Source organism: Escherichia sp. KTE52, assembly GCF_000408325.1.
Lineage (GTDB): Bacteria > Pseudomonadota > Gammaproteobacteria > Enterobacterales > Enterobacteriaceae > Escherichia > Escherichia marmotae.
The window spans coordinates 215,899-231,235 of the sequence record NZ_KE138676.1 but is presented as its reverse complement, the minus strand read 5'-3'; the positions used below and the strand labels follow the sequence as shown (position 1 = coordinate 231,235).

The window sequence follows — 15,337 nt, the reverse complement described above, 5'->3', positions numbered from 1 at the left end:
AGGTTCAACAATTGGCGTAAACAGCGGCTCGTGTGGACCATCATCCACTAATGCTTTCATCGGTGAAAATTCAAAATCATCCAGCGAGAACGGATTCGCCCCCGCAGGTTGTTCACCGGAATAACGTTGCTGCTGTGTCTGGACGAACTGACGAGCCAGTTCTGCCTCTGCAGCGGCATCTATTTCATCTCCCGGGTTAACTGGCACATCATGCTGATACTGTTCACCATAGCGTTGCTGCTGCGTCTGGGCGAACTGACGAGCCAGTTCATCCTGCTGCATTGCATCTATTTCATCATCGTTATACTGCCCGGCAGAATCGTACTGGTTGCGCTGCGCTTCACGTGCCTTCTCTTCCGCTGCACGCTGTGAGGGCAGCTTAATACCGTATGACGCCAGTTCACGACGCGTCGGAACACGAATACGCTTCGGCCTTGGCAACTGAGGGCCAATACCCTCTTTCACTTGCGGGCGCGGTCCACCGCTATTTGACAGGCTGAAGACAGGTGCAGCTACCGTCGCTGCGGCTCCCGTTGCCAGGGTCGCTTTCTTCACGCCAGATGCCAGCGGTGAGACTGCGGCTGCGGATTCTACCGGCGGCACTGCTGCAACACCTGGTCGTGCCAAAACAGGCTTGACCGGTTCTGGTTCTTTAACCGGTTCAGGAATCGGTTGATACCAGGCCGCAAGTTGCTCACGTTCACGCGCACGCTTCTCTTCCACTTCTTCAAAATAGTAAAGTGGCGGACGTGCAGGCTTTGTCTCTTCAACAACAGGTTCCGGTTCAACGACAGGCTGCTGTTCAACAGGTTGTGGCTGTTGATACAACGGCTCTTGAACGGTCGGCTGCTGATAAGTTTGCTCCGGCTGGTAAGTAGGTTGTGGAGCAAAAGTGGATTGCGATTCTTCAGCTTGCCAGGTGTTACCAACCACCGGTTGTTCCGGCGCAGGCGCATAATATGGCTGCTGAGGCTGCGCCGGTTGTTGCAGCGATTCGTTATATTGCACCGCAGGCTGCACATATTGCGGTTGCTGCGGGTAACCTTCGGATACAGGTGCAATTATCGGTTCACCCGCTTGCGGTCCAGGAACAGGTTGCCAGGCCACTGTGGGCTGTGTTGGTGAAATATCAACAGGTGCAGATGGTGGTGTCTGGGTTACCGGTTCAACCGGCGCAACCCAGCTTTGTGTCACAGTGGTCGCAGCCGCTGCAGCAGCTACAGGTTCGGTAATCGGCGCACCATTTAATAACGGATCGTATTCGTCATATTCTGGCTGCGTTGCACGATTGCCCGAAAAGAGGACGTCATCAGGATCGGCGGCGACACCGCGCGCCGTGTAGGTAATTTCTTCTTCATCATCCATCCGCTTGCCGGAGAACAACGCAGCGTCAGTTTTCCGCCCCATCGGATTAATGAATTTTTCGGCCAGACGTTTACGACGCGCTAATGCGCCACGAAGGATCCGGGCACGGCGCGACTCATGTTGTTTGCCGTGACTCTCATCTTCATACTCTTCGTCGTCTTCATACTCATCTTCATCAACCCAGGTATCGTCGCGACGAGTACGGTTACTGGCAAATGTGAGAATGTTTAAAATCCAGCCGCCCAGTTTTTCGGCAATAGTCACCCAGGACCAACCGGTAAACAGCGTCAGGCCTGCCGCCCAGACGCAAAGCAGCGCAATCGTTCCCCCACTACTGTGTAACACTGGCTGCAGCGTAGTGCTTAATAAACTCCCGATTACGCCACCGGAGGCAAAATACCAGATATCGTCAGCATTGATCGCCGCCAGACCACAGGAAGTAAGGATGATCGCCAGCACACCAATAATTCGCAGCGAGACGGCAAAATAATCAATGTATTCGTCGCTGGCCTGCTGACGCCAGGCAAACCAACAGCCACCGATGATAATGACGGGGATGGTGTAAGCCATGACGCCGAAAATGAAGAACAGGGTATCGGCCAGCCATGCGCCAGGTGCCCCACCTAAATTATGGATAGGCTCATGCCAGGCCGTTTGTGACCAACTGGGATCCGAAGGATTAAAGCTTAATAAAGCTGCCATCAACCAGACGGCAAACAGAACAATAAGAATCAGCAACGCCTCCAGAAGTCGGCGCCCGCTGCTTAACTTTGTCAATGTGACTTCTTTGTCTTCAGTGTATTCCTGGCTCAAGAAAGGCTCTCCAGGTTACAGGCTTTTCCTGCCCGATGCTAAAACGGACAACAGTACCAGGTTACCCCAGTACTGTTGCTGTATGGATTAACAGGAGTGTAATCAAAATACGCCGATTTTGCACCTGTTCCGTGTTAGCGCGTCTTAATAACCAGACGATTACTCTGCTTGACTTCTTCCATAACAACGTATGTCCGTGTGTCATTGACGCCAGGCAGACGCAGCAGAGTTTCCCCCAACAGCTTACGATAAGCTGACATATCCGGCACGCGTGTTTTCAACAGGTAGTCGAAATCACCAGATACTAAATGACACTCCTGAATTTCTTCAAGTTTTTGTACAGCGGTATTGAATTGTTCAAACACATCCGGAGCGCCACGATTCAGAGTAATCTCAACGAATACCAGAAGTGATGCATCCAGATAATGCGGGTTCAACAGCGCCGTATAGCCCTGAATAAACCCTTGTCTTTCCAGCCGACGCACACGCTCAAGGCACGGCGTTGGGGAAAGTCCCACACGTTTAGAAAGCTCGACGTTAGAAATACGCCCATCCTTTTGCAACTCATTAAGAATGTTACGATCGATACGGTCGAGATCTTTGCCAGGGCGCTTCTTGCTATCTACCATTATTATTGTCTCTCTGTATTCCTTCCCTACTCCTGTCTGACCCTGAAAACATCACTGTCCAGAGTCGCTACCCGTCACGATAGACCGAAATCATTAAGATTCACGGCGCGCAATGCCTGGGTCTACGGTGAGAAGACCGTTGCCTTGTGGCAGCTATCGACATCACGAATGGCGTCTGTCCACGCCATGCGTAGATTTCACTAGCACGGTAAACATGGTATTTACATGCATGATTATGCGCATATAAGAATACTGTTTTTTTCTTCCTCGAATGTTTTCGCAAAACGCCAGGTGATTGTCAAAGCAAAACATCGTTTTTTAGTACAACATGCCAGATATTCATTAACAGTCGCGTTTAATCATCATTTAATCGGCTTATAAACCGGAAAAATTAAGTAGCAGAGGTGATAATGACAGAAGAATTTGACACGCTTATCGCTTTTGACGATTGCACAAATCGTTAACAAAATCGTCATACTCTTTTTTTACGCCTGTAAATTCCCTACAATCCTGCCTATTGTCTGCCAACAACTATGGGGATCTCATGGGCACGACCAAACACAGTAAACTGCTTATCCTGGGTTCAGGCCCGGCGGGCTATACCGCTGCTGTCTACGCGGCACGCGCCAACCTGCAACCGGTGCTGATCACCGGCATGGAAAAAGGCGGCCAACTGACCACCACCACGGAAGTGGAAAACTGGCCAGGCGATGCAAACGATCTGACCGGACCGTTGTTAATGGAGCGCATGCATGAACATGCCACCAAATTTGAAACTGAAATCATCTTTGATCACATCAACAAAGTGGATTTGCAGAATCGTCCGTTTCGCCTGACTGGCGACAGCGGCGAATACACTTGCGATGCGCTGATTATTGCCACCGGGGCTTCTGCACGCTATCTCGGCCTGCCCTCTGAAGAGGCTTTTAAAGGTCGTGGTGTCTCTGCCTGTGCGACTTGCGATGGATTCTTCTATCGTAACCAAAAAGTAGCGGTTATCGGCGGCGGCAATACTGCGGTTGAAGAGGCGCTGTATCTGTCTAACATCGCTTCCGAAGTACATTTGATCCACCGCCGCGATAGTTTCCGCGCAGAAAAAATCCTCATTAAGCGTCTGATGGATAAAGTGGAGAACGGCAACATCATTCTGCACACCAACCGCACGCTGGAAGAAGTGACTGGCGATCAGATGGGCGTCACAGGCGTTCGTCTGCGCGATACGCAAAACAGCGATAACATCGAATCACTCGACGTTGCTGGCCTGTTTGTTGCTATCGGCCACAGTCCGAACACCGCCATTTTTGAAGGGCAACTGGAACTGGAAAACGGCTACATCAAAGTACAGTCGGGTATTCATGGCAATGCCACCCAGACCAGTATCCCGGGCGTGTTTGCCGCAGGTGATGTAATGGATCACATTTATCGCCAGGCCATTACTTCTGCTGGTACAGGTTGCATGGCGGCACTTGATGCTGAACGCTACCTCGACGGTTTATACGGCGAAAAATAATTTTACATATCAGTAACAAAAGTAAAAAAGGCGACTCCATGCGACTATGGGTCGCCTTTATTATTTCCCCGTTGTAACATTGCCCTGCAAAAAATTCTGATAACTCACCTGCTAAGCGTGCAATGAATAAATCCCGTCAAAAAGAGTTAACCCGCTGGTTAAAACAGCAAAGCGTCATCTCCCAACGTTGGCTGAATATTTCTCGTCTGCTGGGCTTTGTGAGCGGCATATTAATAATTGCCCAGGCCTGGTTCATGGCGCGTATTCTGCAACATGTGATTATGGAGAATATTCCCCGCGAAGCCCTGCTGCTTCCCTTTACTTTACTGGTACTGACCTTTGTGCTGCGCGCATGGGTGGTCTGGTTACGCGAACGGGTGGGTTATCACGCCGGGCAGCATATCCGTTTTGCCATTCGCCGCCAGGTTCTCGACCGCCTGCAACAAGCAGGGCCTGCATGGATTCAGGGCAAGCCAGCCGGGAGTTGGGCGACGCTGGTACTTGAGCAAATTGACGATATGCATGATTACTATGCTCGCTACCTGCCGCAAATGGCGCTGGCGGTATCAGTGCCGCTACTGATTGTGGTCGCGATCTTCCCTTCTAACTGGGCTGCGGCGCTCATTCTGCTGGGCACCGCTCCATTAATCCCGTTATTTATGGCTTTGGTTGGGATGGGCGCAGCCGATGCGAACCGACGTAACTTTCTCGCGCTTGCTCGCTTAAGTGGACATTTCCTCGATCGCCTGCGCGGCATGGAAACACTGCGTATTTTTGGTCGTGGTGAAGCCGAAATTGAAAGCATTCGTTCTGCTTCGGAAGATTTCCGTCAACGGACGATGGAGGTGCTGCGACTGGCATTTTTATCCTCCGGCATTCTGGAATTCTTCACCTCGCTGTCAATTGCTCTGGTGGCGGTCTACTTTGGTTTCTCCTACCTCGGTGAGCTGGATTTTGGTCACTACGATACTGGGGTGACGCTGGCTGCGGGTTTTCTCGCACTCATCCTTGCGCCAGAGTTTTTCCAGCCATTACGCGATCTCGGTACGTTTTATCATGCTAAAGCCCAGGCGGTTGGCGCAGCCGACAGCCTGAAAACGTTTATGGAAACCCCACTCGCTCATCCACAACGCGGTGAGGCGGAGTTAGCGTCTAACGATCCGGTGACCATTGAAGCCGAGGATCTGTTTATCACTTCACCAGAAGGTAAAACGCTGGTCGGCCCGCTGAATTTTACTCTGCCAGCAGGCCAACGTGCGGTGTTAGTTGGTCGTAGCGGTTCAGGTAAAAGCTCACTATTGAATGCGCTTTCCGGTTTTCTTTCCTATCAGGGATCGCTACGAGTCAACGGCATAGAATTGAGCGATTTATCACCGGAATCGTGGCGCAAACATCTCTCCTGGGTTGGGCAGAATCCGCAATTACCGGCGGCAACACTACGGGATAACGTACTGCTAGCGCGACCTGATGCCAGCGAACAAGAGTTACAAACAGCACTGGATAACGCGTGGGTCAGTGAGTTTCTACCGCTCCTGCCACAAGGTGTTGATACGCCTGTTGGCGACCAGGCAGCCCGCCTTTCCGTGGGTCAGGCGCAACGCGTGGCGGTGGCTCGTGCGTTACTAAATCCCTGCTCGCTATTACTGTTGGATGAACCCGCTGCCAGCCTTGATGCTCACAGCGAGCAGCGCGTGATGGAAGCACTGAATGCCGCCTCACTGCGCCAGACTACGTTAATGGTCACCCACCAGTTAGAAGATCTTGCTGACTGGGATGCCATTTGGGTAATGCAGGATGGTCAGATTGTCGAGCAAGGACGTTACGCGGAGTTAAGCGTGGCTAACGGTCCTTTCGCCACATTACTGGCCCATCGTCAGGAGGAGATTTAAATGCGCGCTTTGCTACCCTATCTGGCACTGTATAAACGCCATAAGTGGATGTTAAGCCTCGGTATTGTGCTGGCGATTATTACTCTGCTCGCCAGTATCGGTCTGTTAACACTTTCCGGCTGGTTCCTCTCCGCATCGGCTGTAGCCGGTGTCGCAGGCCTGTATAGTTTTAACTATATGCTGCCCGCCGCAGGTGTGCGTGGCGCGGCAATCACCCGTACCGCCGGTCGCTATTTTGAACGACTGGTGAGTCATGACGCGACTTTCCGCGTATTGCAGCATCTGCGCATTTACACCTTCAGCAAACTATTGCCACTCTCCCCTGCCGGGCTGGCCCGCTATCGCCAGGGTGAATTACTCAACCGTGTCGTGGCGGATGTTGATACGCTCGATCATCTTTATCTGCGCGTTATTTCGCCGCTGGTAGGTGCTTTTGTGGTGATTATGGTGGTGACCGTCGGGTTAAGCTTCCTTGATTTCACCCTCGCCTTTACGCTGGGCGGCATTATGTTGCTGACGTTGTTCCTGATGCCTCCGCTGTTTTATCGCGCCGGAAAGAGCACTGGGCAAAATCTGACTCACCTTCGCGGTCAGTATCGCCAACAATTAACCGCATGGCTGCAAGGGCAAGCCGAGCTGACCATTTTTGGCGCCAGCGATCGTTATCGCACGCAGTTAGAGAATACCGAAATTCAGTGGCTGGAAGCGCAACGCCGCCAGTCCGAACTGACCGCGTTATCACAAGCGATTATGCTGCTGATTGGCGCGCTGGCGGTGATCCTGATGCTATGGATGGCCTCCGGTGGCGTTGGTAGTAATAATCAGCCTGGCGCGTTAATTGCGCTGTTTGTCTTCTGCGCGTTAGCTGCATTTGAAGCGCTGACTCCGGTGACTGGCGCATTTCAGCATCTGGGGCAAGTGATTGCCTCTGCCGTGCGAATCACTGACTTAACGGACCAAAAGCCGGAAGTTACCTTTCCTGATACCCAATCCAGTGTTGCCGATCAGGTATCCCTGACATTACGTGATGTTCAGTTCACTTATCCGGAACAATCACAACAAGCGCTTAAAGGGATTTCCCTTCAGGCAAACGCCGGAGAACATATTGCGATTCTCGGGCGAACCGGATGCGGCAAATCAACTCTGTTACAACTGCTGACTCGCGCATGGGATCCACAACAAGGCGAGATTCTGCTTAACGGTAGCCCCATTGCCAGCCTGAACGAAGCGACTCTGCGCCAGACCATCAGCGTTGTGCCGCAGCGTGTGCATCTGTTTAGCGCCACGCTGCGAGATAATCTATTACTCGCTTCGCCTGGCAGTAGTGATGAGGCTCTGGCGGAGATCTTGCGCCGCGTCGGTCTGGAGAAATTGCTCGAAGATGCAGGACTCAACAGTTGGTTAGGTGAAGGCGGACGTCAACTCTCTGGTGGTGAACTGCGCCGTCTGGCTATCGCCCGCGCACTATTGCACAATGCGCCGCTGGTATTGCTGGACGAACCTACCGAAGGTTTAGATGCCACAACAGAAAGTCAGATCCTTGAATTACTTGCAGAAATGATGCGTGAGAAAACGGTGTTAATGGTCACTCACCGACTTCGCGGACTCTCTCATTTCCAGCAAATAATAGTGATGGACAACGGGCAAATTATTGAGCAAGGTACTCACGCAGAACTGCTTGCCAGACAGGGGCGTTATTACCAGTTTAAGCAGGGTTTGTAAGCTATTATTGAACGATCCGACTTGCGTAGTGGAGTTTTGCGGTCATGCGCCTGGTTCAGCTTTCTCGCCATTCAATAGCCTTCCCTTCTCCGGAAGGCGCATTACGTGAGCCTAACGGCCTGCTGGCGCTGGGGGGCGATCTTAGCCCCGCGCGCCTGTTAATGGCTTATCAGCGTGGTATTTTCCCATGGTTTTCTCCTGGCGACCCCATTCTCTGGTGGTCGCCGGATCCACGCGCAGTATTATGGCCGGAATCACTGCACATCAGTCGCAGTATGAAACGATTTCATAAACGCTCGCCTTACCGTGTCACGATGAATCATGCCTTTGGTCAGGTCATTGAAGGCTGTGCCAGCGATCGCGAAGAAGGAACCTGGATTACGCGCGATGTGATTGAAGCCTACCACCGCTTACACGAGCTGGGTCATGCCCACTCCATTGAAGTCTGGCATGAAGACGAGCTTGTCGGCGGCATATATGGCGTAGCGCAGGGAACGCTATTTTGTGGCGAATCGATGTTCAGCCGGATGGAAAATGCGTCCAAAACGGCGCTCATGATCTTCTGCGAAGAATTTATCCGTCATGGCGGCAAAATGATCGACTGCCAGGTGCTTAATGATCACACGGCTTCGCTTGGAGCCTGCGAAATTCCCCGGCGGGATTACCTCAATTACCTCAATCAAATGCGCCCGGAACGATTACCGAATAATTTCTGGGTGCCGCGGCAATTGTTTTCGCCACAGAAATGAATGTTTTCGGCACATTTCTCTCCAGAGTGTTATAATTGCGCTCGCAGAGTTGGTTACGCTCATTACTCCGCTGCCGATAAGGAATTTTTCGCGTCAGGTAACGCCCATCGTTTATCTCACCGTTCCCTTATACGTTGCGCTTTTGGTGCGGCTTAGCCGTGTGTTTTCGGAGTTATGTGCCAAACCTGTTTGTTGCGATTTAGCGCGCAAATCTTTACTTATTTACAGAACTTCGGCATTATCTTGCCGGTTCAAATTACGGTAGTGATACCCCAGAGGATTAGATGGCCAAAGAAGACAATATTGAAATGCAAGGTACTGTTCTTGAAACGTTACCTAACACCATGTTCCGCGTAGAGTTAGAAAACGGTCACGTGGTTACTGCACACATCTCCGGTAAAATGCGCAAAAACTACATCCGCATCCTGACGGGCGACAAAGTGACTGTTGAACTGACCCCGTACGACCTGAGCAAAGGCCGCATTGTCTTCCGTAGTCGCTGATTGTTTTGCCGCCTGACGGGCGAAGAGAAAGAACGAGTAAAAGGTCGGTTTAACCGGCCTTTTTTGCGCCCGGGATTAAGGAAGAAAATAAATATTGGGGTGTGGATTTTAAAAACTGCCTGTACGGCAGTGAACCTGATGCCCCATGCGGCGAAGGTTCTCAAACATTTCTAAGCTGCCTGTACGGCAGTGAACGCGAACTGCCCGGAACATATTCAGACAAAACCCTTTCTAAGCTGCCTGTACGGCAGTGAACAATCCAAGCGTGGTAACAAGCGAGCGCAACACTTTCTAAGCTGCCTGTACGGCAGTGAACCTTTTGAATTTTCTAAAATGTCATCAAGCTTTTTTCTAAGCTGCCTGTACGGCAGTGAACAGCCTGATGGGGCATAAGTCGATCAGCTCGACTTTCTAAGCTGCCTGTGCGGCAGTGAACCTGCGCGTTCATGATGTGGAAAGGCGAACTGATTTCTAAGCTGCCTGTGCGGCAGTGAACCCGAAAATAACGTCGCCGTTATTAATCTGATTTTTCTAAGCTGCCTGTGCGGCAGTGAACCGATTGACGAGCAGGCGCGTACCGTTGAGCTGTTTCTAAGCTGCCTGTGCGGCAGTGAACTGAAATAATAGCAGACTATCCGATTGATTTACTGTTAAAAATCACAAAATCACAGGTTCATACCCTTTTTCGAGACGTCAAAATAGTAATAAACAAAATCAATGAGTTACATGTCACTCTAAAAAATGGGTCGATTGGTATTTCTTCACTCTCATATTTCCCTCGTAGCTTTTGATAAACAATTGATCAGAACGCATACGACCATAATCTCGGGCGAATGAATCGTGTGTTCATTGCGTAACCAAACAAATCAATCTAAATAAATTCTTCTTGACCGTTTTGCTCCAACTCCCTATAGTAGCGCCCCGTTGCCCCTCATGTGGTAAGGCAGCAAAAATTTGGTGAGGTGTCCGAGTGGCTGAAGGAGCACGCCTGGAAAGTGTGTATACGGCAACGTATCGGGGGTTCGAATCCCCCCCTCACCGCCATCTTTAAAGAAGAGCTCGTGCGAAAGTACGGGCTTTTTTTGCATTGATCCGCCATGAATAAAAAACACGTACTTCCTCTACGAAAGTACGTGAAGGCCAGTGGCACATTAATCATAGGATACGGCAAATATCGCTTTGCTTTGGACTTCTCCTGGCTGTATCGCTTCCTCCTTCACGCGGACATATTTCGCGGTAATCGGGAAGGTGTACTGATTCTCAATGGCCGCCATTTTAGTTAATTTGTTCATCAGGGTATCACCCAACTTTAACGGTGTCGTTGCGTTACCATTATAAATCTGGAACCCAACCCCCTTAGCACCATTAAGCGATGTGTTTTTCAGAATGGTTCCACTATCATCCCATTCACCGCGCGCAACTTTAAAAGTCACTGGATTAGTCGTGACCTTATTAACACTGTCGCAATTGAGGAGCAGATTTGTAGAGCCTGTTTTAGTATCATTTGCTGATTCAACCTCACTTATAGCTATATCTGGCATTTGTATTTCGTAAATCGATTGCGAGAAACTACAGGTTGTGGGTTTATGTTTAATATTAAATATTAGTTTTTGCTTATAAGATTCGTTTAAGCTTGACAGACCAAAGAGATAGCAAAGTAACGACGCAAGCGGACCTGAAGAACAGACATTATTAGATGTAAAAATAGCTGCAGCGTTTTTTAACTGGAATGAATCACCTGTTGCAATTACTAGTTCGCCCTTACTCCCTGCTTCATCATACGAAGTAGGTGGTATATATGAGGCAGTTAGCTTCATTTCTTTATTATTAATAGTATTACTGACGGAATAGGTTTTGGGTGAAACAATATCCCTGGGTGTGTCTACCGGAAATCCATCAGCCTCAAGCGTCAACTTAATATAAACAGATTCACCACCCGGCTTATCTTTCATTTCAATAATATAATCTCGTAACGATGTTGAAAAATACATCTTATCAGTCAAAGCGTCACATACATAATCGCCATCCTTTAGATTAGGGTTGAAATTTACTGTTATCTCATTACCTTTTGTGAAGTCTAAATTAATTGCCTGAGTTGCCTCCAGGTTATTTGTATAGGTACATTTAGCCTGCCCAAAAAATGGCAAAGCCAGTAGAAACAAAAACCAATATTTCTTCATAAACAAATCCTTTAGCGACAAATATAAACTTTATTCTCATCAATAACGTTATCAAAGGTAATAGTGCAGAATTGTTCCTGCTGTTTATTAACCGAGACGCGAATCGCCGCGGGAACATCATTGGTGCGAATAAATATCCGACTTCCCTGTCCTACCAAGCCCACATTGTTGCCGCTTTCATCTTCAACCTCATAACCAAACGGCAACGGAGAGCCATCAGGGCGTTGGGAGATGAAATACCAGGGCTTGCGTTTATCAGTCTCAAACTGCGTCATCACTACCGCACCACGATAAGGAACGGTGTTTTTACGGTTACCCAGTAGCGTCACGTCGCTTTTACTGTCGGCAATATCCAACATCAACGTATTTTCACGATACGGCGTCAGGTTGTCATAAATAGCGTAGCCTCTGCTATCCGTGGTCAGGTAACGATATCCCTGCACCGCCGCTCCCTCCAGTCCCGGCGCTTTGACGATGGCGAACGTATCGGAAAGTCTGGGAGCCTGTGCCACCCCGTCCGACCACGCGACTAAACCGCCTTGAATATTACCGCTAACTTGTTGATATCTTTTCGACTGGCTATAGCTGCCACCAATGGTCGCCAATGGCGCACGCCAGGTCAGGTTTCCACCTGCGGTTGTTTCGCTACCCTGTTGCTGCTGGCTTAAGTTAGCCCCGTAGCTGAACTGATCGCGACTCCCCGCTACACCGCTGAGGCTGGTATTATTCGACCGATAGCCGTCTTTATCAAAAGTGGTCGAGTTAGAAACAAATAAATCTCGTCGTTTTTCAGTGATTCCATCACCCCACGAGAAGGGAATTGAGAAATATAAGTTAATGCGTCTATCTTCGCGGTTATCTTCATCGTAGGTCTGGCTTACAGACAAGGTATAACTAAGGCGTTCCCAGGAGTTCGAATAGCTGAGTTGATAATCTTTCCCTGTCCCGCTGCGTTCCCAATAATCCCGCCATTGACCGCTGACCGACAGATATCCCCAATCATCTGGTAATGACTGGTTTATATTTACAGAAAAGCTGTTCTTGCGACCAAAATCGTACTGATAATAGTCGGCAATGTCATAAACAGAGTCATCTTCTCGATTATATCTATTCCTGTTATTTGCCCATACGTGATCGTTAAAAGTACGATAATCCCGAGAGGAGTAACGCCAGGCCGCCAGAGAAAATTGCGTCCCACTCTGTGAGAGATATTTGTTCCAGGCAATCTGATAACTTTGACCATTAAACACATCACCGTTATCTTGTTCACTGTGGGAATGGGTAAAATCAACCGATACAGCACCAATCGGTGTATTCCATCCCGTGCCGAGAACAAACGATGAGTAATTATCAGACAACTGCGTGCCAGCATAGAGAGTCAGCAAATTATTAAGGCCATACTGATAGCTTCCCTGAATAAAATCCGACTGATTGCTGGCTCCCTCAATACGACTACGTCCGGCAGCAAATTCATATTTCGAAACGCCCGGTTGCAACATATTTGGTACAGATGAATAAGGTACACGATAACGCGATACCGAACCGTCAGCTTCTTTAACAGTAACTTCCAGATCGGCACCACCACCAGCAAGTTGCAAATCATCAATGGCGAATGGACCTGGTGGAACCTCCTTCTGGTAAATAACAAAACCATTTTGTTCTATAGTGACGAGTGCGTTGCTCTGGGCAATTCCTCGCACTATAGGAGTAAAATTCTGTTTAGAGTTCGGCAACATCTGCATATCGCGCCAGAGGCGTACCCCGCGAAAACGCACGGAGTCAAAAACATCAGAGCCGGTATACATTTCACCAGCACGCAATGTGCCAAGAATTTGTGGAATTCCGCGCTCCAGATATAACGTGTTACTCTTCCATTTACCGCTGCTCTCGTCACTTTTCGTATAATTGGCATTTGAATGCAACTGCCAGCCAAGAAGATTCAAACCACTATTCAGATTTAAATAGCTACTTTTATTATCTCCTCCGTGCTTATAATTACTGTAATACTGACTGGCATAATAAGACGTATATAATGCGTTAATCCCGCAATCCCATGCCTCAGGCGGGACATATCCGCGTTCATACTCAACGACATAGGCCTGGGGTACACTTAACTTCAGGTTAAAGTGCCCAATATCATAGTCAACGCTGCCGCCCTGTACTGCATCCCGAAGTGGTACGCATTCTACGCTTTTATCGATATTAATGCCTTCAGTGAGGATACCTATTTGCTTTAACTGCTCCCAGGATAAACATGTTGCATCCGGATCGTCTTTAATATCGACATTATAATGTCCGCGCCACTGATTATTCAGGTAAACATCCATATCATAGATACCTGGCATCGGCTTATCACTATCAATATGATAGTCAGAAATTTTTTCCCCATTTAATCCGCCAATCATAAAATGGGTGTCAAATGTTTCATCTTCCGCCCATGCAGGCGAAGTAGCCAACACCGACAGGATCGCCAGCGTAATAGAATTAAGTTTAGACATAATCAATCCCTGATCTATTTGACGGTTTTTACTTTTTCACTCAAATAGTTTCCATTATCATCAATAAGGGTAATTGTATATTGATGGATGGCTGAGGCTGTAGTGATAGTCTTATCTGACCAGGGGGCTAATAACAACGTTTCCTTATTTATCTTTGCATTCCCGGTCAACTCAGGAATAGTTATCCAGTTTGCGGAGTTGTTTTTGATATTAATACCGCCATTGGCATGTTTAATGCTAAGGCGACGAAAACTGTCTTTATCCACGCCTGTAAGTCCCTCTGGGCGGTAGATAAATTTAATGCGGTTTTGCATGGCGGTTTTGCATGGCGAATTTGATGCCATTTTTACCTTCTAATTCGGGGCGATTAGGTGGGATGTCGAGCACATTAAGGAAGAACAGGCTTTCGCGATCTTTAGGTAGTGTATTCGCCAATTTTTTGATTTTGAGTTGTTGCCCTTCCCCCCCTTTTACATGAGCGACCGGTGGCGTCAACACGAACGGAACATGAATTTTTTCTGGGGGCTGGCTGGTATCGCCATTATCAATCCATGACTGAACCAGGGCGCTACGATTACCTTCATTCATTAACTGAACGGTAATCTCTTTTTTCTGTTCTGGATAAATAACGCGAGTGCCGTAGATATAGACTCCGCCCCACGCAGGCATGACCATGCCGGCCAGCAAAAAGGCTATTAACTTTTTCATGGCAACACTCCTTGTTGTAAAATATCGGCGGCCGCAGCCGCCGATAAGCAAAGTATTAATCTGTTACGACAGTCATTGTCAGAGCAGATTTAACATCACCCGGGGTCACTGTTTCATCAGACTTTGCATATTTTGCACTAAAGTTAAGCGTATACAAACCATCCACACCTTGCCCATTTAATTCAATAACACCATCCTTTGTGATTTTATTTTCGTTACCATTATTAACATAATAGACAGCAAACCCAGCGCCATTATTCGAAGCAGTATTAACCGTAATATTGTCATAAGAGTCAACAAATTGCGAACTAGAAAACGTAATTCTTGGCGTTTTATCTCCGGTACATTGAACTTTCAGAGGCACGGTAGTTTTATTTGAATAAGTATCAACGGTACTGCCAACAGTTACATTTTCGAATTGATCAGCACCAATTTCGTTCATCGCAATTGTTGCAGTAGTACCGTCAATAAATTGACATGTAGTCCCCACGACTTTACCGGTAATAATTAACTCCCCCTGTTGATTCCCTTCAGCAAATGCTCCTGCACTCATAAAAAGAGATGATAATACCGCAACTGCAATAATTGAATGTTTCATAGTCTATTCCTTAACTAATTTGCTTTACCTTAATAAGAGATATCAATCTCCTGACAAGAAACTTCTCAAAACGAAGATGTTGTAGCAATGTAAATTATTTGTTTTCGTGACTTACATCAAATTATTTTAATTTAACACCGGAGAGAAATATTACACTACAAATATTTCCTAAG

General features: G+C 48.2%; 10 protein-coding genes, 1 tRNA gene, 3 pseudogenes and 1 CRISPR repeat array. Of the genes and pseudogenes, 8 read left to right on the top strand and 6 right to left on the bottom strand.

Annotation, left to right across the window (positions count from 1 at the left end):
- A partial coding sequence (locus tag A1SC_RS19980) for a DNA translocase FtsK 4TM domain-containing protein (RefSeq protein WP_016261864.1) occupies positions 1-2,178 on the bottom strand: 2,178 nt, incomplete at its 3' end.
- A gap of 134 nt (positions 2,179-2,312) precedes the next feature.
- Entirely contained in the window at positions 2,313-2,807 is a 495-nt protein-coding gene (gene lrp / locus A1SC_RS19985) for a leucine-responsive transcriptional regulator Lrp (protein WP_000228473.1), read from the bottom strand.
- A gap of 544 nt (positions 2,808-3,351) precedes the next feature.
- On the opposite strand from lrp, the gene trxB reads away from it, so the two are divergent.
- From trxB to A1SC_RS20015, 8 genes and pseudogenes are all read left to right on the top strand, one after another.
- The gene (gene trxB / locus A1SC_RS19990; protein WP_000537399.1) at positions 3,352-4,317 is read left to right on the top strand and encodes a thioredoxin-disulfide reductase; all 966 of its coding nucleotides are present in this window, start codon (positions 3,352-3,354) and stop codon (positions 4,315-4,317) included.
- Positions 4,318-4,439: 122 nt separating this feature from the next.
- Positions 4,440-6,206 carry a heme ABC transporter permease/ATP-binding protein CydD gene (gene cydD, locus A1SC_RS19995; protein ID WP_001043634.1) on the top strand — a complete coding sequence of 589 codons (1,767 nt, stop codon included), beginning with the start codon at positions 4,440-4,442 and terminating at the stop codon, positions 6,204-6,206.
- Positions 6,207-7,928: a heme ABC transporter ATP-binding protein/permease CydC gene (gene cydC, locus A1SC_RS20000; RefSeq protein WP_001202150.1), complete on the top strand. Its 1,722-nt coding sequence runs from the start codon at positions 6,207-6,209 to the stop codon at positions 7,926-7,928.
- Positions 7,929-7,972: 44 nt separating this feature from the next.
- A complete protein-coding gene (gene aat / locus A1SC_RS20005; RefSeq protein ID WP_001241663.1) occupies positions 7,973-8,677 on the top strand; it encodes a leucyl/phenylalanyl-tRNA--protein transferase in 705 nt (234 codons plus the stop codon).
- Positions 8,678-8,819: pseudogene (locus A1SC_RS26145) on the top strand (hypothetical protein); the annotation flags it as partial. It abuts the gene before it with no gap.
- Between the two features lie 42 nt (positions 8,820-8,861).
- Positions 8,862-9,034 (top strand): annotated as a pseudogene (locus A1SC_RS26140) (hypothetical protein); the annotation flags it as partial.
- Positions 8,962-9,180: a translation initiation factor IF-1 gene (gene infA, locus A1SC_RS20010; RefSeq protein WP_001040187.1), complete on the top strand. Its 219-nt coding sequence runs from the start codon at positions 8,962-8,964 to the stop codon at positions 9,178-9,180. The pseudogene A1SC_RS26140 and the gene infA, both read left to right, overlap by 73 nt.
- A 107-nt stretch (positions 9,181-9,287) precedes the next feature.
- Positions 9,288-9,796: direct repeats of the CRISPR family, unit length 28 nt; unit sequence TTTCTAAGCTGCCTGTACGGCAGTGAAC.
- A 340-nt stretch (positions 9,797-10,136) separates the two neighbouring features.
- Positions 10,137-10,224 (top strand) — tRNA-Ser (locus A1SC_RS20015).
- Positions 10,225-10,331: 107 nt separating this feature from the next.
- Here the strand turns inward: A1SC_RS20015 and A1SC_RS20020 are convergent.
- The 4 genes and pseudogenes from A1SC_RS20020 to yehD all read right to left on the bottom strand — a co-directional run bounded on the left by A1SC_RS20020 (position 10,332) and on the right by yehD (position 15,164).
- Positions 10,332-11,360 (bottom strand): fimbrial protein, encoded by a 1,029-nt coding sequence (locus A1SC_RS20020; RefSeq protein WP_001516096.1) that lies wholly within the window; start codon positions 11,358-11,360, stop codon positions 10,332-10,334.
- Between the two features lie 11 nt (positions 11,361-11,371).
- The gene (locus A1SC_RS20025) at positions 11,372-13,858 is read right to left on the bottom strand and encodes a fimbrial biogenesis outer membrane usher protein (protein ID WP_016261863.1); all 2,487 of its coding nucleotides are present in this window, start codon (positions 13,856-13,858) and stop codon (positions 11,372-11,374) included.
- Positions 13,859-13,872: 14 nt separating this feature from the next.
- A pseudogene (locus tag A1SC_RS0121060) lies at positions 13,873-14,566 on the bottom strand (fimbrial assembly chaperone).
- Positions 14,567-14,621: 55 nt separating this feature from the next.
- The gene (gene yehD / locus A1SC_RS20030) at positions 14,622-15,164 is read right to left on the bottom strand and encodes a fimbrial protein YehD (protein ID WP_016261860.1); all 543 of its coding nucleotides are present in this window, start codon (positions 15,162-15,164) and stop codon (positions 14,622-14,624) included.
- Between the last annotated feature and the right edge of the window lie 173 nt (positions 15,165-15,337).

Bases quoted from the DNA above. Each gene is read 5' to 3' on its own strand.
- cydC (WP_001202150.1), top strand. From the start codon at position 6,207: ATGCGCGCTTTGCTACCCTATCTGGCACTGTATAAACGCCATAAGTGG.
- yehD (WP_016261860.1), bottom strand. From the start codon at position 15,164: ATGAAACATTCAATTATTGCAGTTGCGGTATTATCATCTCTTTTTATG.
- trxB (WP_000537399.1), top strand. From the start codon at position 3,352: ATGGGCACGACCAAACACAGTAAACTGCTTATCCTGGGTTCAGGCCCG.
- infA (WP_001040187.1), top strand. From the start codon at position 8,962: ATGGCCAAAGAAGACAATATTGAAATGCAAGGTACTGTTCTTGAAACG.
- aat (WP_001241663.1), top strand. From the start codon at position 7,973: ATGCGCCTGGTTCAGCTTTCTCGCCATTCAATAGCCTTCCCTTCTCCG.
- A1SC_RS20020 (WP_001516096.1), bottom strand. From the start codon at position 11,360: ATGAAGAAATATTGGTTTTTGTTTCTACTGGCTTTGCCATTTTTTGGG.
- cydD (WP_001043634.1), top strand. From the start codon at position 4,440: ATGAATAAATCCCGTCAAAAAGAGTTAACCCGCTGGTTAAAACAGCAA.
- lrp (WP_000228473.1), bottom strand. From the start codon at position 2,807: ATGGTAGATAGCAAGAAGCGCCCTGGCAAAGATCTCGACCGTATCGAT.
- A1SC_RS20025 (WP_016261863.1), bottom strand. From the start codon at position 13,858: ATGTCTAAACTTAATTCTATTACGCTGGCGATCCTGTCGGTGTTGGCT.